The following is a 20,590-nucleotide window of genomic DNA, read 5'->3' as shown; positions in this document are numbered from 1 at the left end:
CCAGCGTCCGGTACCGGGTCCGGCACGGGGGACGGGGATGCGTACGCTCCTGGGCCGCGCGGGGAGACACGGGAGACAGACACACTCATGGCATCACGGCGGGACGAGCTCAACGCGTACACCTTTGCGAAGAAGCGCACGGTGGCCGCATTCCTCCAACCCTCGCCCACGGGTACCGAGGAGGGGGCCCCGCGCCCGCTGCGCGCCGTCGTCCCGAGCCTGATCGTCGGCGCGCTCATCGTGGCCGGATTCGGCGCCTGGGGGATGTTCAAGCCCACCGCGCCCAAGGACTGGGACAAGCCCGGCACCAAGGTGATCGTCGGCAAGAAGTCCACCACCCGCTACGTCGTCCTGGAGACCGGCGAGGGCAAGCAGAAGAAGACCCTGCTCCACCCCGTGCTCAACCTCGCGTCCGCCCGGCTGCTTCTCACCCCGCAGCAGTTCGACGTCATCCAGGTCGGGGACGACATCCTGGACGCGGGCAAGCCCCCGCGCGGACCGATCCTCGGCATCCCGTACGCCCCCGACCGGCTGCCCGAGGCCAAGGACGCGGGCACCGCCAAGCGGTGGGCGGTCTGCGAACAGCCCGGCGGCAAGGGCAACACCGTGCAGAAGGCGGCCTTCGTCTTCGCGGAGCGGGACGTCGCGCTGACCGAGGGCGCCGGCCGGCTCGACGGCGGGCAGGTGCTCTACGTCCAGGGCCAGGACCAGGTCCGCTACCTCGTCGACGCGAGCGGTACCAAATACCGCATCGACGAGAAGGCGACCGACAACGGCCACCTGACCAACGCCCTCGTCGGCAGCAGGCAGCCGCAGGCCGTCACCGACGACTGGCTCGCCACCCTGCACGAGGGCAGCCCGCTCGTCTTCCCGCAGATCCCGGGCACCGTCGGCGCGCCCGCGCACATCCAGGGCCAGCTCTCCGCCGAGGAGAACAAGGTCGGCATGGTCCTGCGGACCCGGACCGGCGAGGGCACGACGCATTACGTCGTCCTCGACGGCAAGGTCCAGCCGGTCTCCGAATTCACCGCCTGGCTGCTGATCAACTCCCCGCAGACCGCGCCCCTGAACCTCGACAGCGAGGCCCGCGCCGTCGGGCTCCAGGACTTCGTGCCGGACGCGCAGACCTTCGAGGGCCAGGCCGCCCACTGGCCGGCCCACAAGGCCGAGCAGATCAACTCGGCGGGCGGGGACGGCAGTCGGGACACCATCTGCAGCGTGCTGCGCAAGGTCGACGACAAGGGCCGTACGACGCTGAGCACCTGGGCGGGCACCGCCTACCCCGCCGCCATCAACGCCGGGGGCACCAGCACCTATGTCACCCCCGGCAGCGGGCTGCTCTACACCCAGGTCCGGGGCGAGCAGACCAGGCCGGACGGCTCACTCTTCCTGGTGACCGACACGGGACTGCGGTACGCGGTCCAGGCGAACGGCGACAGCGACGCCGAGCGCTCCGACATCGGCACCGGCGACCAGCAGACCCAGGACGGCAGGCCCGAGGCCAGCCAGGCGCAGATCCGGCTGGGCTACGAGAAGGTCACCCCCTCGCTGGTGCCGATCGCCTGGTCCGAATTCCTGTCCAAGGGCCCCAGGCTCGACACCAACAGCGCACGTCAGCCCCAGGGCTCGTAGCCGCACCGGCATCGTCACGCACGCGGGACCCGGGGGAGAGGAAGAGATGTTGCACCGGAAGACGGCCGTACTGACGGCGGCCACCGCCGCACTGGCCGCACTGGTGGCGCCGAACACGGCGTACGCCACGGACGGGCCGCAGGACGGGACGGGACCGGTCCTGGACGGCAGCGGTGAATGCACCTTCCCGATGAAGGAGCAGTTCGAGGGCAGGCCCTGGTCGCTCCAGCGCGTCCTGCTCGACGAACTGTGGCAGGACACCAAGGGCAAGGGCGTGCGGGTCGCGGTCATCGACACCGGCGTGGACAACGCCAACCCGCAGCTCAGGGAGGCGGTCGACACCTCCGCGGGGCGCAACCTCCTGAAGGGCGGCAGCGCCGACGGCACCACGGACGAGGTCGGCCACGGCACCAAGGTCGCCGGCATCATCGCCGCCCGCCCCCGCAAGGGCACCGGATTCGTCGGGCTCGCCCCCGAGGCCACGATCATCCCGATCCGGCAGAACGACGAGAAGAACAGCGGCAAGGACACCACGATGGCCACCGCGATCGACCACGCGATCGCCAAGGGCGCCCAGGTCATCAACATCTCCCAGGACACCACCAAGCCGCTGTCCGAGGACTCCGCGCTGGGCAGGGCCGTCGCCAGGGCACTCGCGAAGGACATCGTCGTCGTAGCCTCCGCGGGCAACGACGGCATGGACGGCAAGCCGAAGCAGACCTATCCGGCGGCCTTCCCCGGTGTGCTCGCCGTCGCCTCGTCCGACCGCAACAACGAACGCGCGCCCTTCTCCCAGGCCGGTGACTTCGTCGGCGTCGCCGCGCCGGGCGTCGACATCGTGTCCACGGTCCCGGGCGACGGCCAGTGCACCGACAACGGCACCAGCTTCTCGGCGCCCTACGTCGCGGGGGTCGCCGCCCTCCTGGTCGCGAAGTACCCGGACTGGAGCCCCGCCGAGATCGTCGCCCGGATCGAGCAGACCGCCGAACGCTCCATCAGGGGCCACGACTCCTTCGTCGGCTGGGGCGTCGTCGATCCCGTACGGGCGCTGGCCGGCGACAAGGACGACACCCCGCTCGCGTCCCCGCGCCCGGACCCCGCACCCGCCAAGGCCCCCGCGCCCCGGCCGGCGCACCTGGCGATGTCCGAGACCTCGCAGGAGCGCAGCGAGCGCTACGCGACCTACGCGCTGGCGCTGGCGGCCGTCCTGGTCTGCGTCGTCGCCGGAACGGCCACGGTCGTCCGTGATGTCCGGCGACGGCGCGGTTTGCGCTGAGAGGACGTCCAGTGAAGTAGATCTCTCACCGTAAAGCGCAGTTGGGGAGAGATGCCGATGTGGCTAGGGTGGTAGCAGACTTCACGTGTGTGACGGGGGAACGAGAAGTGGCAGAGTCCGATTCCGGTGTGTGCGGTCACCGCCGGAGGCTTCCGGGACCCCGTGCAGCAACAAGCCTGTCCGCGGTCCGCGGACAGGCCCGGGAACTGAGAGATAGGACCTCCGGATGAGCAACACCGGTTCCGGTTTCGGGCTTGGCGACGATCCGATCGTCCAGGCCAAGAACAAGATCATCGAGACGTCCCAGGCGGTGTCCAAGCAGTCCCGCGAGCTGGCCGACATCCTGGCGACGGTCAGTGCGGGATGGACCGGTGTCGGTGCCGGGGGATTCACATCCGCACAGATCGTGATCAACGAGGACCACGACGACATCCGCCGGCTGCTGGGCGTCCTCCTCAACGGTGTGAGCCAGACGAAGAACCTCAGCAACGCCAACGACGACGAGGTCCGCGCGGCCTTCAACGCCGTGAAGGAGTCCGCCTCCTCGGGCAACACCTCCGGGCTCAACAACCTCTGAGCCGGCTCGCAGCACCCGTTCGTACACGCTGAAAACCGAGGAGCAGACAGATGGCCGGAGATCCGAACACCAAGGTCAGGTACGAGAGCGTCCAGGAGATGGCGAACCGCATCCGCACGGTGTCGCGCAACATCATCAAGGACCTCGAGGAGATGGACGCGGCCCTGAAGGTCGTCACGGACACCTGGGACGGTGACGCCCACGCCGGGTACGTCAGCCTCCAGAAGCAGTACAAGGGCAAGGCCGACCACATGAAGGACCGGCTGGAGCACGTCGCGAAGATCATCGAGAACGGCAAGGACAGCTACCGTTCCACCGACGTCAAGGCCTCGCGCCTGTTCACCGAGGCGTACTGACCTCGCGGCGCCGGGCCCCCCGGTGCCGGCCACGCACGGAAGAGGGGCACGCCCACCGGGCCGTGCCCCTCTTCCGCGTCCTGCGCGGGTCGGTCCGTCACCGGCCGGTTCGGCGTCCGGCCGGTGACGCTACTTCAGGTCGAACTCGCCGTCCCGTGCGCCCAGTACGAAGGCGCGCCACTCGGCCTCCGTGTAGCGCAGCACGGTCTCCGGGTCCAAGGAGGACCGCATCGCCACGGCACCGCCCGGCAGATGCGCGATCTCGACCCGTTCCTCCGCCTCCTCCGTGCCGGGGGCGCTCAGCCACTCCGCCCCCGAGATGTCGAGTGCGTACAGCTCGTCCTTCTCCTGCTGCGTGCCCATCAGACGCCTTTCCGTGTGACGTGACGATCCCTGTGATCCGCGCCGATTATCCCCGGACCGCCGTACCCGGGGGGCGGGAACGGCGATCGTCGTGCACGGGGGAGTGGCTTCAGTGCTGCTCCGGGAGCCGTCCCGTCTGCACCAGCGGGGTCCCGCGCCTGCGCGACGCGAAGTACCCGCGGCCCTGCGGCATCGTGTGACCGCGCACCGAGCCGATCAGGTCGCCCTCGGAAGGATCGCCGGACAGCACCACACCCTGGGCGCCCAGCTCCTTGATGCGCTGCATGAAGCCCTCGTACATCGCACGCGAGGCACCGGCGGAGTTCCGCGCGATGATGAACCGGACCCCGGTGTCCCGGGCGAACGGCAGGTACTCCGCGAGCGGTGCCAGCGGGTTGCCCGCGTTGGTCGCCACCAGGTCGTAGTCGTCGACGATGATGAAGATCTGCGGCCCGGACCACCAGCTGCGGTCCCGCAGCTGCTGCGGAGTCACATCGGTCGGCGGCTGCCGGCGCGCGAACACCCCGGCCAGCGCCTCCATGTGCATCTGCATGGCGCTCGCCATCGGCGCGTACTCCAGCAGATGCTCCTCGGGAAGCGCGCCCAGCAGCGCGCGGCGGTAGTCGCCGACGACGATCTTCGCCTCGTCGGGGGAGTAGCGCTCCCCGATCTGCTTGGCGATCAGCCGCAGCAGATTCGTCTTCCCGGACTCGCTCTCACCGAAGATCAGGAAGAACGGATCGGTCTCGAAGTCGACGAACACCGGCTCCAGCGACGTCTCGTCGATACCGATCGCGATGCCCCGCTCGGGGAACTCGAAGCCCTTGGGCAGCTGGTCCGCCGGAAGCTTGCGCGGCAGCAGCCGCACGGCCGGGGCCACCGGGCCCGCCCAGTTCGACCTCACCGCCGCGACGAACGCCGCCGTGCCGTCGGAGAGGTCCGTACCGCTGCTGACGGAGTCGATGCGCGGCAGGGCGCCCATGAAGTGCAGCTTCTGCGGGACCTGGCCGCGGCCGGGCACCCCCGCCGGGACGTTCGCCGCGACCTTGCGGTCGAACTCGGAGTCCATGACGTCACCGAGGCGCAGTTCGAGCCGCCCGAGGATCTGGTCCTTCAGCGCCGCCCGCACCTCCATGTAGCGGGCCGCGGTGATCACGACGTGCACGCCGTAGCCGAGACCGCGCGCGGCGATCTCCGTGACGACCTGCTCCAGCCCCTCGTACTCGCCGCGGAAGCCGCCCCAGCCGTCGATGACCAGGAACACGTCGCCCCACGCCTCGCCGGGCAGTTCGCCCTGCGCGCGCTTGCGGCGGTAGGTGGCGATGGAGTCGATGGAGTGCGCGCGGAAGAACTCCTCGCGCCGGTTGAGCACGCCCCCGACCTCCGCGACCGTCCGCCGCACCCGCTCGGGGTCCAGACGCGAGGCCATCCCGCCGACGTGCGGCAGGTCCGCCAGCGAGACGAGACCGCCACCGCCGAAGTCCAGTCCGTAGAACTGCACCTCGTGCGGGGTGTGGGTGAGCGCGAACGAGGAGATCAGCGTCCGGATCAGCGTCGACTTGCCGGACTGCGGACCACCCACGACCAGCATGTGCCCGGCCGCACCCGAGAAGTCCCGGTACAGCACCTCGCGCCGCTGCTCGAAGGGCTTGTCGATCAGCCCGAGCGGCACCGTGAGACCACCGGGCCTGGTGTACTCCGTCGCCGTGAACCCCCGGTCCGCGGTCGGCGCGAGCCCCGGCAGCAGCTGGTCCAGCGTCGGCGCCTGGTCCAGCGGCGGCAGCCACACCTGGTGGGCGGGCACGCCCTGCCCCTCCAGACGCCGCACGATCACATCGAGCACCGTGTCGGCGAGCGCGTCGTCCTCCGCCGAGGCCCGGGCCGCGAGATGCGCGGGATCGGGCGCCGCGTACACCACCGGCACCGGAGCGGCGCTGAACACCGCGGGCCGCCGCTCGATCGGCAGCCGGCCCACCGACAGATCGGGGCCGCCCGTGCGGTAGGTCCCCGAGACGTACGCCGCCTTGAAGCGGGTCATCTCGTCCGTGCCGAACTTCAGATAGCCGGAACCCGGCACCGACGGCAGGTGGTACGCGTCCGGCACGCCCAGCGCCGTACGCGACTCGGCCGCCGAGAAGGTCCGCAGACCGATCCGGTACGAGAGATAGGTGTCCAGGCCGCGCAGCTTGCCCTCCTCCAGGCGCTGCGAGGCCAGCAGCAGATGCACACCCAGCGAACGGCCGATGCGTCCGATCTGGATGAACATCTCGATGAAGTCCGGCTTGGCGGTGAGGAGTTCGGAGAACTCGTCGATCACCAGCACCAGCGAGGCCAGCGGCTCCAGAGCCGCGCCCGCCGCCCGGGCCTTCTCGTAGTCGTGGATGTTGGCGTAGTTGCCCGCCGAGCGCAGCAGCTCCTGCCTGCGCTGGAGCTCACCGCGGATCGCGTCGCCCATGCGGTCGACCAGCGTGAGGTCGTCCGCGAGGTTCGTGATGACCGCCGCCACGTGCGGCATCTGGGACATCCCCGCGAACGTCGCGCCGCCCTTGAAGTCGGCGAGCACGAAGTTCAGCGTCTCCGAGGAGTGCGTGACCGCGAGCCCGAGAACCAGCGTCCGCAGCAGCTCCGACTTCCCGGAACCCGTCGCACCGACACACAGCCCGTGCGGGCCCATGCCGTCCTGCGCGGCCTCCTTCAGGTCCAGCATCACCGGCTGGCCGTCCTCGCCGACACCGATCGGCACCCGAAGCCGCTCCGACACCGACCGGGGCCGCCAGGTGCGCGCCACATCGACCGAGCCCGCGTCCCCGAGATTCAGCAGATCGGTGAAGTCCAGATTGGCCAGCAGCGGTTCGTCGTCGTCGCCCCCGCCCATGCGCAGCGGCGCGAGCTGCCTGGCCAGCGCCTCCGCGGCCTCCGGCGACATCGTGTCCGGCACGCCCTCGTACGCCAGCCCGCCACCGGACTCCAGCCGCAGCAGCCCCGGCCGCACCACCACGGACAGACCGCCGCGCAGCTCGTCCAGCTCGCCGGACACCACCTCGACGATGGTCACGCCCTGGAGCCCCTCGGCCGCCGCGAACAGCGAGTCCGGCGGCACCATCCCGCCGTCCAGGACCACCACGACGTGCGGCTGGTCGAGCACCGGCTGGCTCTCCCGGCCGAACCGCGGCCTGCCCTCCAGCCGGCCCGCCAGCAGCGTCTCCAGCTCGCCCAGGTCGTCGCCGAACAGTCGCTTCGTACCGGCCCCGTCGACCTGCCCCGGCACCTGCGCGTGCGGCAGCCACTTCGCCCAGTCCCAGCGTGCCACCGCGTGCGGAGCCGCCACCACGGCGACCACCAGGTCCTCGGGGGAGTGCAGCGTCACCAGCTGCGCCACCAGGGAACGCGCGGTGGACTGCGCGGACTCCGGCCGGCCCGAGACCGTCACGTGGTAGAAGGCCCGCATCGAGACCGCCATCGGCAGCCCGTCCAACGACCCGTGCACCGCCAGGAACTGCTGCATCGCCCCCGCGCACATCGGCTCCAGCTCGTCCACCGGAGCCGTGTCCGGGGCGATCAGCGGGGTCGACAGCTGCTGCGCGCCGAGCCCCAGCCGCACCTGGGCGAAGTCCTTGTCGCCGACGCGCCGCTCCCACACCCGGCTGCCCTCGGCCACCACCGACCACAACTGCTCGGGAGCGGGGTGCAGATAGAGCTGCACATCGCGCTGGGCGCGGGCCGTCCGGCGCACCGTCCGACGCGTCTGGGAGAGGTACTTCAGGTAGTCACGTCGGACATCGCCCATTTGCCCTTGCGTACCGCGACGGTGCCGGACGAGCTGGGCGACCACCATGCCGACGGTCGAGACCAGCATCAGGACACCCATGATCCGCATGAACGGAGGCGCCTGCGGAGAGAAGAAGAAGACCACCGACGAGCCCATGCCGAGCACCGGCAGGATCTGCATCAGCATGCCCTCCTGCTGCCCGCGGGGCAGTTCGGGAGGAGCCTCCAAAGTCAACTCGTCAGAGGGCACTTCCGGCGGCAGTGACCGCGGAGGTCGTTTCACGACGATCTGGCTCACCGGAACATCAATCCCTCGATGCGGACGGGCGGAAGGCCGGTCGCTCCGCACCGACGCCCCCGTGGCTGCGTTTGCTGCGGACTCGGATCCGCGCGACGGTGATCCTACTTGCAGATCACCTTCCCCCCTCCCGGTAGGGTGGCGCCGCACTGTGCGCAACCGCGAATCAGGGGGACCAGACACGTGAGTACGACCGCAGCGACGGGCTTCTGCCGCGTCACCGTCGTGGCGCCCGACAGCCGGATCGACGTCGCCCTCCCGGAAGACATCGCCGTCGCCGACGTCTACCCCGAGATCCTGCGTCTCACGGGCCAGACCCAGGCCGCCGGAGCACCCACCGGCTATCACCTCGTACGCCGTGACGGCACCGTCCTGGACGGCGCCCGCACCCTCTCCGCGCAGCAGGTGCTCGACGGCGAACTCCTCAGCCTGCGTCCGTTCGCACAGTCGCTGCCCCCCGCCGTCTTCGACGACGTGTCGGACGCCGTCGCCTCCGCCGTCACCCGCGACCGTCACCTGTGGAGCGACGAACTCCTGCGCGGCGCCGGCCTGGTGGGCGGCGTACTGCTGCTCGTCCTGATGGGCTTCGTGCTCTGGTTCGCCGACCCCGTACGCCACGACATGCACAGCCTTCCCGGCATCATCGCCGGATCGGCGGGACTCCTGCTGACAGCCTTCGCGGGAGTGCGCGCCCGGGTCTACGCCGACCGCGCGACGGCCGTCGCCCTGGGACTCGGCGCGCTGCCCCTCGTCCTCATCGCGGGCTCCGGCATCATCGGCCCGGACGCCGGCCAGGGCCCCGGCCGGCTGCAGTTCCTGCTCGGCTGCGTCGCGGTCCTCCTCGCCTCCGTCGTCCTGGTCGCCCTCACCCCCAGCGGTGACGCGCCCTTCGTGGCGGCGACCTTCCTCGCCACCGTCGGCACTCTCGCCACCTTCGTGGCGATCCTCACCGAGGCCACCGCCACCGAGACCGCCGCGGTCTGCGCTGTCGTCGCCCTCGGCCTGGTCGCCTTCCTGCCCGGCCTCTCGGCCCGCTTCGCCCGGCTGCCCATCGGCTACGCCTCCCCACGCACCGCCCCCGCCGGATACGACGACTCCTTCCCCGAGCCGGGCTCCACGCCCGAGGCCGACGGCGAGCCCGTCGACGCCGACCGCATCGCGGCGCAGGCCCGCCGCGGCCACGAGATGCTGCTCGGCCTCGTCGGCGGCTGCTCCGCGGTCGTCGTCGGCTCCGCCGCGGTCCTCGGCTTCTCGGACAGCATCTGGGGCCAGGTGCTCGCCCTCGCCGCCGGACTCTCGATGCTCCTGCGCGCCCGCCTCTTCCGCTACACCTCCCAGGTCGCCTGTGTGCTGGTCGCCGGGATCGGCGCCGTCGCCCTCCTGGTCCTCGGCCTCTCGCTCAACCCGCCGACCGACCTGCTCTACGACCTGGTGCGCTACGGCGACCGCGGCTCCCTCGACATCCGTACGATCTGGCTCTCCGCAGCCGTCGCCGCGGGCGCCGCCCTGCTCACCGCGATCGGCCTCGTCATCCCCCGCAAGGGACTGTCCCCCTTCTGGGGCAGGCTCCTCGACCTCACGGAGAGCGCCCTGCTGCTCTCCCTGGTCCCGCTCTGCCTCGCCGTGCTCGACGTCTTCGCCCGCGCCAGGGCCATGACCAGCTGACGCTGTCGGAGCCGCTCCGGGCGGCTGGTACTCTGACTGGTGGCCGTTTGTGTACGCGCCTCCGGGTCTTCCTGGGGGCTGCGCTCATCGGACCTTCGCCTCCGAGTCATGGAAGCTCCCCTGAGATCAAGACCAGGGGCACTCGTGGGCGCATCGAACATCAAGAGGAGTACGCGTGCCGCTCGACGCCGCTACGAAGAAGCAGATCATGTCCGAGTTCGCCCAGAAGGAGGGTGACACCGGATCCCCCGAGGTCCAGGTCGCCATGCTCTCCCGCCGGATCTCGGACCTGACGGAGCACCTCAAGACGCACAAGCACGACCACCACTCCCGCCGGGGTCTGCTGATCCTCGTCGGCCAGCGTCGCCGTCTTCTGCAGTACCTGGCCAAGAAGGACATCCAGCGCTTCCGTGCGCTCGTCGACCGCCTCGGCATCCGCCGCGGTGCGGCCGGCGGCGCCAAGTAAGGACGCTGTGGGAGGGAGCGGCACCCCGGGTTCCAGGGGGCCGCTCCCTTTGCTGTACGTGCGCGACCCGGGTTCCGCTCAGTAACCTGGAGGCACGACAAGTGAACGAGGAGAAGCGCCCCACGGCCGCCGCCGGTCCTCGGTAGTGGCGCCCGGGGCAACGCCCGGGGGCTTCGATCGAAGACCGGCCCGCACACACGGTGCGCTTCTCCGCACCGTCCTCCGCCACACGGGCGGCAGGACGAAAGACGACGAGTATGGAGAAATCACTAGTGGAGAACGAGACCCACTACGCCGAAGCCGTGATCGACAACGGCACCTTCGGCACCCGCACCATCCGCTTCGAGACGGGCCGCCTGGCCAAGCAGGCCGCAGGCTCCGCCGTCGCGTACCTGGACGACGACACCATGGTGCTGTCGGCCACCACCGCTTCCAAGCGGCCCAAGGACAACCTCGACTTCTTCCCCCTCACGGTGGACGTCGAGGAGCGGCAGTACGCCGCCGGCAAGATCCCCGGCTCCTTCTTCCGCCGGGAGGGCCGCCCCTCCGAGGACGCGATCCTCACCTGCCGCCTGATCGACCGGCCGCTGCGCCCCTCCTTCAAGAAGGGCCTGCGCAACGAGATCCAGATCGTCGAGACGATCATGGCGCTCAACCCCGACCACCTGTACGACGTGGTCGCGATCAACGCCGCCTCCGCCTCCACGATCCTGGCGGGCCTGCCCTTCTCCGGCCCGATCGGCGCCACCCGCGTCGCCCTGATCAAGGGCCAGTGGGTCGCCTTCCCGACACACACCGAGCTCGAGGACGCCGTCTTCGACATGGTCGTCGCCGGTCGCGTCCTCGAGGACGGCGACGTCGCGATCATGATGGTCGAGGCCGAGGCCACCGAGAAGACCATCCAGCTCGTCAAGGACGGCGCCGAGGCCCCGACCGAAGAGGTCGTCGCCGCCGGTCTGGAAGCCGCGAAGCCCTTCATCAAGACGCTCTGCAAGGCCCAGTCCGACCTCGCCGCCAAGGCCGCCAAGCCCACCGGTGAGTTCCCGGTCTTCCTCGACTACCAGGACGACGTCCTGGAGGCGCTCAGCAAGGCCGTCAGCACCGAGCTCGCCAAGGCGCTCACCATCGCCGGCAAGCAGGAGCGCGAGGCGGAGCTGGACCGCATCAAGGAGATCGCGGGCGAGAAGCTCCTCCCGGCCTTCGAGGGCCGCGAGAAGGAGATCTCGGGTGCCTACCGCGCGCTGACCAAGAAGCTGGTCCGCGAGCGCGTCATCAAGGACAAGGTCCGCATCGACGGCCGCGGCGTCACGGACATCCGTACGCTCGCCGCCGAGGTCGAGGCCATCCCGCGCGTGCACGGCTCGGCGCTGTTCGAGCGTGGCGAGACCCAGATCCTGGGCGTCACCACCCTCAACATGCTCCGCATGGAGCAGCAGCTGGACACCCTCTCCCCGGTGACCCGCAAGCGCTACATGCACAACTACAACTTCCCGCCGTACTCCGTCGGTGAGACCGGCCGCGTGGGCTCGCCCAAGCGCCGCGAGATCGGCCACGGCGCGCTCGCCGAGCGCGCCATCGTGCCGGTGCTGCCGTCGCGCGAGGAGTTCCCCTACGCGATCCGCCAGGTCTCCGAGGCGCTGGGCTCCAACGGCTCGACGTCCATGGGCTCGGTCTGCGCCTCCACCATGTCCCTGCTGAACGCCGGTGTGCCCCTCAAGGCCGCCGTCGCCGGTATCGCCATGGGCCTGATCTCGCAGGAGATCGACGGCAAGACGCACTACGTCGCCCTCACCGACATCCTCGGTGCGGAGGACGCCTTCGGCGACATGGACTTCAAGGTCGCCGGCACGAAGCAGTTCGTGACCGCGCTCCAGCTCGACACCAAGCTCGACGGCATCCCCGCCTCGGTCCTGGCCGCCGCGCTGAAGCAGGCCCGTGACGCGCGTCTGCACATCCTGGACGTCATGAACGAGGCCATCGACGTCCCGGACGAGATGTCCCCGAACGCCCCGCGGATCATCACCGTCAAGATCCCGGTGGACAAGATCGGTGAGGTCATCGGCCCCAAGGGCAAGATGATCAACCAGATCCAGGAGGACACCGGCGCCGACATCACGATCGAGGACGACGGCACCATCTACATCGGTGCCCAGCAGGGCTCGCAGGCCGAGGCCGCCCGCGCCACGATCAACGCCATCGCCAACCCGACCATGCCGGAGGTCGGCGAGCGCTACCTGGGTACGGTCGTCAAGACCACCACCTTCGGTGCCTTCGTCTCCCTGATGCCCGGCAAGGACGGCCTGCTGCACATCTCGCAGATCCGCAAGCTCGCCGGTGGCAAGCGCGTGGAGAACGTCGAGGACGTGCTCGGCGTCGGCGCCAAGGTCCAGGTCGAGATCGCGGAGATCGACTCCCGCGGCAAGCTCTCCCTCATCCCCGTCATCGAGGGTGAAGAAGACGAGAAGAAGGACGACACCGACAAGTGACGTCCCGTAGTTCCGTGACGACGGCCCGCCCCTCCTCGGAGGGGCGGGCCGTCGCCCGTACCCAAACCCTTCTCAAGGGCAGCAACGGCATCGGCACCGTCCGCCGGACCACTCTCCCCGGCGGCCTCCGCGTCGTCACCGAGACGCTGCCCTCCGTCCGCTCCGCCACCTTCGGCATCTGGGCCAACGTCGGCTCCCGCGACGAGACGCCCTCCCTGAACGGTGCGACGCACTACCTCGAACACCTCCTCTTCAAGGGCACGGCCAAGCGCAGCGCCCTCGACATCTCGTCCGCGATCGACGCGGTCGGCGGCGAGATGAACGCCTTCACGGCGAAGGAGTACACCTGCTACTACGCGCGGGTCCTGGACACCGACCTTCCGCTGGCCATCGATGTCGTCTGCGACATGCTGACCGGCTCCCTGATCGCCCCCGAGGACGTCGACGCCGAGCGCGGTGTCATCCTCGAGGAGATCGCGATGACGGAGGACGACCCGGGCGACTGCGTGCACGACCTGTTCGCGCACACCATGCTCGGCGACACCCCGCTGGGCCGCCCGGTCCTCGGCACCGTCGACACGGTCAACGCCCTGGACCGCGGGCAGATCGCGCGCTTCTACAAGAAGCACTACGACCCCACGCGCCTCGTCGTCGCCGCGGCGGGCAACGTCGACCACGCCACGGTCGTGCGCCAGGTCCGCAGGGCCTTCGAGCGCGCGGGCGCCCTGAGCCGCACCGACGCCGTGCCCACGGCGCCCCGTGCCGGCTCCCGCACGCTGCGCGCGGCCGGCAAGGTCGAGCTGCTGAACCGCAGGACCGAGCAGGCCCACATCGTCCTCGGCATGCCCGGCCTGGCCAGGACCGACGAGCGCCGCTGGGCCCTCGGCGTCCTGAACACCGCGCTCGGCGGCGGCATGAGCTCGCGCCTCTTCCAGGAGGTACGGGAGAAGCGCGGCCTGGCCTACAGCGTGTACTCGTACACCTCGGGCTTCGCCGACTGCGGGCTCTTCGGCGTGTACGCGGGCTGCCGGCCGAGCCAGGTGCACGACGTCCTCAAGATCTGCCGGGACGAGCTCGACCGCGTGGCGAGCGACGGTCTCGCCGACGAGGAGATCGGCCGCGCCGTCGGCCAGCTCGCCGGTTCGACCGTCCTCGGCCTGGAGGACACGGGCGCGCTCATGAACCGCATCGGCAAGAGCGAGCTCTGCTGGGGCGAACAGATGTCCGTCGATGACATGCTGGCCAAGATCGCGGCGGTCACCCCCGACGAGGTCCGTGAGGTGGCGGCGGATGTCCTCGGACAGCGGCCCTCGCTCTCGGTCATCGGCCCGCTGAAGGACAAGCAGGCGGACCGCCTCCAGGAAGCGGTCTCCTAACCACCCGTAAGGAAAGAACACACATGAGCAAGCTGCGCGTGGCCGTTCTCGGCGCCAAGGGACGCATCGGTTCCGAGGCGGTACGAGCCGTGGAGGCCGCCGACGACATGGAGCTGGTGGCCGCGCTCGGCCGCGGCGACTCGCTGGAGACCCTCACGGAGACCGGCGCCCAGGCGGTCGTCGAGCTGACCACGCCCTCGTCGGTGATGGAGAACCTCGACTTCTGCCTGCGGCACGGCATCCACGCGGTCGTCGGCACCACGGGCTGGACCGACGAACGGCTCGCGCAGCTGGACACCTGGCTCTCCGGCTCCCCGGGGACCGGTGTGCTCATCGCGCCGAACTTCTCCATTGGCGCGGTCCTCACGATGAAGTTCGCGGAGCGGGCCGCCCGCTACTTCGAGTCCGTCGAGGTCATCGAACTGCACCACCCGAACAAGGCGGACGCCCCCTCCGGCACGGCCACCCGCACCGCGCAGCTCATCGCCGCGGCGCGTGACAAGGCCGGAGTGGGGCCGCAGCCCGACGCCACCGACACGGCGCTCGACGGGGCCCGCGGCGCGGACGTCGACGGCGTCCCGGTCCACTCCGTCCGCCTCCGCGGCCTCCTGGCACACCAGGAGGTCCTGCTGGGCGGCGAGGGCGAGACCCTCACCATCCGCCACGACTCGCTGCACCACAGCAGCTTCATGCCGGGCATCCTGCTCGGTACCCGCCGTGTGGTGACCACTCCCGGCCTCACCTTCGGCCTGGAACACTTCCTCGACCTGAACTGACTGGGCCCAACCCCATGCGCGCAAAGCTCACCTACGCCGTCACCGCTGCCGTCCTGGTCTTCTACTTCGTCCTGGCCGGCAGTCGCGGCGTCCTGCTCATCCGGCACGGCACCCTGCTCACGGTCACCTTCGGGGTGGCGGTGCTGATCCTGCCGGTGATCGGCATCTGGTTCCTCTGGAAGAACACCCAGTTCGTCCGCAGGGCCAACGCCCTGGCCGCGGAACTGGACGCCGAGGGGGGCCTCCCCGTCGACGAGCTGGTGCGCACCCCGTCCGGCCGGATCGACCGCGACTCCGCCGACGCCGTCTTCGCGCGGCGCCGTGAGGAGACCGAGGACAGCCCGGACGACTGGCGCTGCTGGTTCCGGCTGGCGGTGGCCTACCAGGACGCGAGGGACACCCCTCGGGCCCGAAAGGCGATGCAGCGCGCCATCGCCCTGCACACGAACAAGCCGGTACGCGCCTGAGCGGCGCCGTACCGGCTTGTCGTGCGGCAGAAGAGCTCCGGCGGGTCAGCCCGTGCGGTACTCGTCGCCCCAGGCCTCGATCGTGTCGGTCGCCCGCTCGAAGGCCTCGGCGCGGGCCAGGAAGTCCGCGTTGTGGTCGGTGACCAGCGGCGCAAGCGGCTCGCCGGTCCGGCGCACCACGAGCAGGGCCTGGCCCTGGACCGTACGCGGGAAACCGAGCCATTTCACCGGCTGCTGGACCGTGCGGACCGCCGCCGCGTCCGCCCACCGCACGGTGGTCGTGAGGAAGAAGCCCACCCGGCGGACGCCATGGCGGCTGACCCAGGCGCCCACCCGGAGCAGCCGCAGCGCGCAGGCGATGACCAGCCCGGAGAGCACGAAACAGACCGTCGCGCCCGACAGCGATCCGGCCACCGAGATGATCACCGCCGCGAGCAGTACGAACGACGAGAGCAGCAGCAGGGTGGCTGCCGCCGCGACCCGCCACGGACCGGGACGGTACGGCCGCCGCCAGCTGTCGTGGTCGTCGAACGGCAGCGCGATGTCCTCCGCGCTCGCGTCGAATGCGCGGTCGGCCGTCAGAAAGGGCAGGGGCACGACTGATCCTCACTCACAAGCACGCTCGATTGCTGTGCCCGGTGAGGCTACCGAGGAGCCCCCCGGCCTACCACCCCAGGGGGCCCGTACGGGTCAGCGGTGCTGGGAGGCCTCGGACGTCTGGCTGTGCGCCGGGGTCCGGTCGGTGTCGAGAGCGGGCAGGCCGAGGAGCAGCGATCCGGCGAAGCCGGCGAGCAGCGTCAGCCCGACGAGGGAACGGGCGGCGAGCTGCGAGGTGCTGGCCCGCTCGCGGGGAGGGGGAGTGACATTACTGCGGAACCGGTCGGCCTCGGCGACGAACGAGAACGGGACGGATTCACGCCGGCGGAACATGAGGAAGCTCTCCTTGAACTCTGTAACGGGTGCTGCTAATGAGTCAGACGTACAGGATGGCCTTTCGGTGCCCCGAATCGCCGGACACATGCAAGATTTTTCCGCTGCAGGACGCCTGCCAGGAGCGCCGCCCGGAGGCCCGTAGAGTGGACGCCGCCCGAGCGACGCCATTGGAAGGACCCCCGCCGGTGACCGACACCCCCGAGCCCACAAAGGCCCTCTTCCGCAGCGATGTCACCGTTGACCTGGTGAAATCCGCAGCCAGCGACTCCGACGTACTGTTCGCGGCCCGTGTTTCCACGGCCGGTGAGCAGTCCCTGGAAGAGGTGACCAAGGACCCCGAGCGCTCCAAGGGGCTCATCAACTACCTGATGCGGGACCGGCACGGCAGCCCCTTCGAGCACAACTCGATGACCTTCTTCATCAGCGCCCCGATCTTCGTGTTCCGCGAGTTCATGCGGCACCGCGTGGGCTGGTCGTACAACGAGGAATCGGGCCGCTACAGGGAGCTCGAACCCGTCTTCTACGTCCCGGGGGAGTCCCGCAAGCTCATCCAGCAGGGCCGTCCGGGCAAGTACGAGTTCGTCGAGGGAACCCCCGAGCAGCACGAGCTCACCAGCCGCGCCATGGAGGACTCGTACCGCCAGGCCTACGACGCCTACCAGGAGATGCTTGCCGCCGGAGTCGCCCGTGAGGTCGCCCGCGCCGTGCTCCCCGTAGGCCTGTTCTCCACGATGTACGCCACGTGCAACGCGCGGTCGCTGATGCACTTCCTCGGACTGCGCACCCAGCACGAGCTCGCCAAGGTGCCGTCGTTCCCGCAGCGCGAGATCGAAATGGTCGGCGAGCAGATGGAAAAGCACTGGCAGACGCTGATGCCGCTCACTCATGCCGCCTTCAACAAAAATGGACGTGTAGCCCCGTAAGCGGTGTCCGTATTGCGACGTTTCGTGAAGTTCATCTAGGCTGATCAAACGGACCCGGCACTGCTTGAACCCCCGAGCAGGCAGTGCCGGGCTCCTCTTCCTCGTCCCCCCGAGGGGGTACGGCGCTCCGAGCAACGAGTAGCGTGTTACCCATGGCTCCGATCTCCACTCCGCAGACCCCCTTCGGGCGGGTCCTCACCGCTATGGTCACGCCCTTCACGGCGGACGGCGCTCTCGACCTCGACGGCGCCCAGCGGCTCGCCACCCATCTGGTGGACGCAGGCAATGACGGCCTGGTCGTCAACGGCACCACGGGCGAGTCCCCGACCACCAGCGACGCGGAGAAAGACCAGCTCGTACGGGCTGTGCTCGAAGCCGTAGGAGACCGGGCCCACGTCATCGCGGGCGTCGGCACCAACGACACCCGGCACAGCATCGAGCTGGCCCGCACGGCCGAGCGCAGCGGCGCACACGGCCTCCTCGCCGTCACGCCGTACTACAACAAGCCGCCGCAGGAGGGCCTGCTGCGCCACTTCGGCGCCATAGCGGACTCCACCGGACTGCCGGTGATGCTCTACGACATTCCCGGCCGCAGCGGTGTGCCGATCGACACCGAGACGCTCGTACGCCTCGCCGAGCACCCCAGGATCGTCGCCAACAAGGACGCCAAGGGAGACCTGGGCCGCTCCAGCTGGGCCATCGCCCAGTCCGGACTCGCCTGGTACTCCGGCGACGACATGCTCAACCTCCCGCTGCTCTCGGTCGGCGCCGTCGGCTTCGTCTCCGTCGTCGGCCATGTCGTCACCCCGGAGCTGCGCGCGCTCGTCGAGGCGCATCTCGGCGGTGATGTGCAGAAGGCCACCGAGATCCACCAGAAGCTGCTCCCCGTCTTCACCGGGATGTTCCGCACCCAGGGTGTGATCACCACCAAGGCCGCGCTGACCCTTCAGGGCCTGCCCGCCGGGCCGCTGCGCCTCCCCCTGGTGGAACTCACCGCCCAGGAGACGGCCCAGCTCAAGATCGATCTGGCCGCCGGCGGGGTACAGCTCTGACAACGGACTTCACAACTGAATAAGCGGGGCAACTCGCGACGGAAACACCACCTGACAACAGCAAGTGCACGAATGACATGCGCGCCACGTGCCCTCAGCGGTACGTGGCGCGCGTGGTAAGGAGAGTCTTTTGAGTCATCCGCATCCTGAACTCGGTACCCCGCCGAAGCTCCCGAAGGGCGGCCTGCGGGTCACCCCGCTGGGCGGCCTGGGCGAGATCGGCCGCAACATGACGGTCTTCGAGTACGGCGGCCGTCTGCTCATCGTCGACTGCGGCGTGCTCTTCCCCGAGGAGGAGCAGCCCGGCATCGACCTGATCCTGCCGGACTTCACCACGATCCGGGACCGCCTGGACGACGTCGAGGGCATCGTCCTCACGCACGGCCACGAGGACCACATCGGCGGCGTCCCCTACCTGCTCCGCCTGAAGCCGGACATCCCGCTGATCGGCTCCAAGCTGACCCTCGCGCTCATCGAGGCCAAGCTCCAGGAGCACCGCATCCGTCCCTACACCCTCGAGGTGGCCGAGGGGCAGCGCGAGCGCATCGGCGTGTTCGACTGCGAGTTCATCGCGGTCAACCACTCCATCCCGGACGCTCTCGCCGTGGCGATCCGCACCCCCGCGGGCCTGGCCGTCGCGACCGGTGACTTCAAGATGGACCAGCTCCCGCTGGACGGCCGTCTCACCGACCTGCACGCCTTCGCGAGGCTGAGCGAGGAAGGCATCGACCTTCTCCTCTCCGACTCGACGAACGCAGAGGTCCCCGGCTTCGTACCGCCGGAGCGGGACATCTCCAACGTCCTGCGCACGGTGTTCGCCAACGCCCAGAAGCGCATCATCGTGGCGAGCTTCGCCAGCCACGTCCACCGCATCCAGCAGATCCTGGACTCCGCCCACGAGTACGGCCGCAGGGTCGCCTTCGTCGGACGCTCCATGGTCCGCAACATGGGTATCGCGCGTGACCTGGGCTATTTGAAGGTCCCCGCCGGCCTGGTCGTCGACGTCAAGACGCTCGACGACCTGCCGGACGACGAGGTCGTGCTGGTCTGCACGGGCTCCCAGGGCGAGCCGATGGCGGCCCTCTCCCGCATGGCCAACCGCGACCACCAGATCCGGATCGTCCCGGGCGATACGGTGATCCTGGCCTCGTCGCTGATCCCGGGCAACGAGAACGCGGTCTACCGCGTGATCAACGGCCTGACCCGCTGGGGCGCGAACGTCGTCCACAAGGGCAACGCCAAGGTCCATGTCTCGGGCCACGCCTCGGCGGGCGAGCTGCTGTACTTCTACAACATCTGCAAGCCGAAGAACCTGATGCCGGTGCACGGCGAATGGCGCCACCTCCGGGCCAATGCCGAGCTCGGCGCGCTGACCGGCGTGCCGAAGGACCACATCGTCATCGCGGAGGACGGCGTCGTCGTCGACCTCATCGACGGCAAGGCAAAGATCGTCGGCAAGGTCCAGGCGGGTTACGTGTACGTGGACGGCCTCTCGGTCGGTGACGTCACGGAGACCTCGCTCAAGGACCGCCGCATCCTCGGTGACGAGGGGATCATCTCGGTCTTCATCGTGGTCGACAGCTCCTCCGGCAAGATCGTGGGCGGCCCCCACATCCAGGCCCGGGGCTCCGGAATCGACGACGGTGCGTTCACCGCTGTGGTGCCCAAGGTCGAGGAAGCCCTCAACAAGTCCGCCCAGGACGGCGTGATGGAGCCGCACCAGCTCCAGCAGCTGGTCCGTCGCACCGTGGGCAAGTGGGTGTCGGACACCTACCGCCGGCGCCCGATGATCCTTCCGGTCGTCGTCGAGGTCTGACGGGACAGGCGGCCGAAGGCCGCCAACCAGGAGCGGAGCGCACCGATTTGCATCGGGGCGCTCCGCTCCAGTACGTTTACGTCTCCGCCTGAACGGGAAGCACCCCGCGCACCTGTGCGCCGGGAGACCCTCGCGAGGGGCGGGAAATCTGACTCAGAACCTCTGATAAAGTCGGATCCGCCGAAAGGCAAAGGCCACTCCACAGGCCGCCGGAATCAAATTCGGACCGGAAACGGAACGAAAAAGAGTCTGGTAAAGTTGGAACCGCCGGAAAGGGAAACGCGAAAGCGAAGAACTGGAAAGCGAAACAAGCAGTAACCCGCTTCGACCGGGAATCGGACACGAAAGAGTCTGATAGAG

Annotated in this window: 17 protein-coding genes; 13 read left to right on the top strand and 4 right to left on the bottom strand. The window is 69.6% G+C overall.

From position 1 onward, the window contains the following. Nucleotides 1–87: 87 nt before the first annotated feature. From eccB to ACWCQM_RS00070, 4 genes are all read left to right on the top strand, one after another. Entirely contained in the window at nucleotides 88–1,632 is a 1,545-nt protein-coding gene (gene eccB, locus ACWCQM_RS00085; RefSeq protein WP_450913141.1) for a type VII secretion protein EccB, read from the top strand. Between the two features lie 46 nt (nucleotides 1,633–1,678). Beyond that, nucleotides 1,679–2,908 carry a type VII secretion-associated serine protease mycosin gene (gene mycP, locus ACWCQM_RS00080; protein ID WP_450913140.1) on the top strand — a complete coding sequence of 410 codons (1,230 nt, stop codon included), beginning with the start codon at nucleotides 1,679–1,681 and terminating at the stop codon, nucleotides 2,906–2,908. Between the two features lie 226 nt (nucleotides 2,909–3,134). Further along, nucleotides 3,135–3,485 carry a hypothetical protein gene (locus ACWCQM_RS00075; protein WP_073745860.1) on the top strand — a complete coding sequence of 117 codons (351 nt, stop codon included), beginning with the start codon at nucleotides 3,135–3,137 and terminating at the stop codon, nucleotides 3,483–3,485. Between the two features lie 50 nt (nucleotides 3,486–3,535). Further along, complete coding sequence (locus tag ACWCQM_RS00070) at nucleotides 3,536–3,841, top strand: WXG100 family type VII secretion target (protein WP_361586172.1); 306 nt, start codon at nucleotides 3,536–3,538, stop codon at nucleotides 3,839–3,841. Nucleotides 3,842–3,970: 129 nt separating this feature from the next. Here ACWCQM_RS00070 and ACWCQM_RS00065 read toward each other — a convergent pair whose 3' ends face one another. Together ACWCQM_RS00065 and eccCa are read right to left on the bottom strand one after the other, a co-directional pair. After that, nucleotides 3,971–4,204: a DUF397 domain-containing protein gene (locus ACWCQM_RS00065; protein ID WP_267080084.1), complete on the bottom strand. Its 234-nt coding sequence runs from the start codon at nucleotides 4,202–4,204 to the stop codon at nucleotides 3,971–3,973. A 109-nt stretch (nucleotides 4,205–4,313) separates the two neighbouring features. Then, the gene (eccCa, locus tag ACWCQM_RS00060) at nucleotides 4,314–8,270 is read right to left on the bottom strand and encodes a type VII secretion protein EccCa (RefSeq protein ID WP_450913139.1); all 3,957 of its coding nucleotides are present in this window, start codon (nucleotides 8,268–8,270) and stop codon (nucleotides 4,314–4,316) included. A gap of 183 nt (nucleotides 8,271–8,453) precedes the next feature. On the opposite strand from eccCa, the gene eccD reads away from it, so the two are divergent. The 6 genes from eccD (at nucleotide 8,454) to ACWCQM_RS00030 (ending at nucleotide 15,506) form a co-directional block, all read left to right on the top strand. Beyond that, a complete protein-coding gene (gene eccD / locus ACWCQM_RS00055) occupies nucleotides 8,454–9,935 on the top strand; it encodes a type VII secretion integral membrane protein EccD (protein WP_450913138.1) in 1,482 nt (493 codons plus the stop codon). Nucleotides 9,936–10,110: 175 nt separating this feature from the next. Next, entirely contained in the window at nucleotides 10,111–10,401 is a 291-nt protein-coding gene (gene rpsO, locus ACWCQM_RS00050; protein ID WP_003965855.1) for a 30S ribosomal protein S15, read from the top strand. Between the two features lie 272 nt (nucleotides 10,402–10,673). Next, a complete protein-coding gene (locus ACWCQM_RS00045) occupies nucleotides 10,674–12,887 on the top strand; it encodes a polyribonucleotide nucleotidyltransferase (protein WP_450913620.1) in 2,214 nt (737 codons plus the stop codon). Continuing rightward, nucleotides 12,884–14,263 (top strand): M16 family metallopeptidase, encoded by a 1,380-nt coding sequence (locus tag ACWCQM_RS00040; RefSeq protein ID WP_450913137.1) that lies wholly within the window; start codon nucleotides 12,884–12,886, stop codon nucleotides 14,261–14,263. Before ACWCQM_RS00045 ends, ACWCQM_RS00040 begins: the two co-directional genes overlap by 4 nt. 23 nt (nucleotides 14,264–14,286) lie before the next feature. Then, nucleotides 14,287–15,039: a 4-hydroxy-tetrahydrodipicolinate reductase gene (gene dapB, locus ACWCQM_RS00035; RefSeq protein WP_450913136.1), complete on the top strand. Its 753-nt coding sequence runs from the start codon at nucleotides 14,287–14,289 to the stop codon at nucleotides 15,037–15,039. 14 nt (nucleotides 15,040–15,053) lie between these two features. Continuing rightward, nucleotides 15,054–15,506, top strand: coding sequence for a tetratricopeptide repeat protein (locus ACWCQM_RS00030; RefSeq protein WP_267080094.1), 453 nt, complete (start codon nucleotides 15,054–15,056; stop codon nucleotides 15,504–15,506). A 45-nt stretch (nucleotides 15,507–15,551) separates the two neighbouring features. On the opposite strand, the gene ACWCQM_RS00025 is transcribed toward ACWCQM_RS00030, so the two are convergent. Further along, nucleotides 15,552–16,103, bottom strand: coding sequence for a hypothetical protein (locus tag ACWCQM_RS00025; protein WP_450913135.1), 552 nt, complete (start codon nucleotides 16,101–16,103; stop codon nucleotides 15,552–15,554). Between the two features lie 93 nt (nucleotides 16,104–16,196). Further along, nucleotides 16,197–16,436: a hypothetical protein gene (locus ACWCQM_RS00020; protein ID WP_450913134.1), complete on the bottom strand. Its 240-nt coding sequence runs from the start codon at nucleotides 16,434–16,436 to the stop codon at nucleotides 16,197–16,199. A 188-nt stretch (nucleotides 16,437–16,624) separates the two neighbouring features. Here ACWCQM_RS00020 and thyX point away from each other — a divergent pair, with 188 nt between their 5' ends. From thyX to ACWCQM_RS00005, 3 genes are all read left to right on the top strand, one after another. After that, nucleotides 16,625–17,362, top strand: coding sequence for an FAD-dependent thymidylate synthase (thyX, locus tag ACWCQM_RS00015; protein ID WP_450913133.1), 738 nt, complete (start codon nucleotides 16,625–16,627; stop codon nucleotides 17,360–17,362). Nucleotides 17,363–17,514: 152 nt separating this feature from the next. Further along, a complete protein-coding gene (dapA, locus tag ACWCQM_RS00010) occupies nucleotides 17,515–18,414 on the top strand; it encodes a 4-hydroxy-tetrahydrodipicolinate synthase (protein WP_450913132.1) in 900 nt (299 codons plus the stop codon). A gap of 130 nt (nucleotides 18,415–18,544) precedes the next feature. Continuing rightward, nucleotides 18,545–20,230: a ribonuclease J gene (locus ACWCQM_RS00005; RefSeq protein WP_450913131.1), complete on the top strand. Its 1,686-nt coding sequence runs from the start codon at nucleotides 18,545–18,547 to the stop codon at nucleotides 20,228–20,230. The last annotated feature ends 360 nt before the right edge of the window (nucleotides 20,231–20,590 follow it).

The sequence above is a fragment of the Streptomyces sp. NPDC002125 genome (assembly GCF_053593715.1).
This window is presented reverse-complemented; position numbering and strand designations above follow the sequence as displayed.

Excerpts from the sequence above, each read along its gene's own strand:
- eccB (WP_450913141.1), top strand. The coding sequence starts at position 88 with ATGGCATCACGGCGGGACGAGCTCAACGCGTACACCTTTGCGAAGAAG.
- mycP (WP_450913140.1), top strand. The coding sequence starts at position 1,679 with ATGTTGCACCGGAAGACGGCCGTACTGACGGCGGCCACCGCCGCACTG.
- ACWCQM_RS00075 (WP_073745860.1), top strand. The coding sequence starts at position 3,135 with ATGAGCAACACCGGTTCCGGTTTCGGGCTTGGCGACGATCCGATCGTC.
- ACWCQM_RS00070 (WP_361586172.1), top strand. The coding sequence starts at position 3,536 with ATGGCCGGAGATCCGAACACCAAGGTCAGGTACGAGAGCGTCCAGGAG.
- ACWCQM_RS00065 (WP_267080084.1), bottom strand. The coding sequence starts at position 4,204 with ATGGGCACGCAGCAGGAGAAGGACGAGCTGTACGCACTCGACATCTCG.
- dapB (WP_450913136.1), top strand. The coding sequence starts at position 14,287 with ATGAGCAAGCTGCGCGTGGCCGTTCTCGGCGCCAAGGGACGCATCGGT.
- ACWCQM_RS00030 (WP_267080094.1), top strand. The coding sequence starts at position 15,054 with ATGCGCGCAAAGCTCACCTACGCCGTCACCGCTGCCGTCCTGGTCTTC.
- ACWCQM_RS00020 (WP_450913134.1), bottom strand. The coding sequence starts at position 16,436 with ATGTTCCGCCGGCGTGAATCCGTCCCGTTCTCGTTCGTCGCCGAGGCC.
- dapA (WP_450913132.1), top strand. The coding sequence starts at position 17,515 with ATGGCTCCGATCTCCACTCCGCAGACCCCCTTCGGGCGGGTCCTCACC.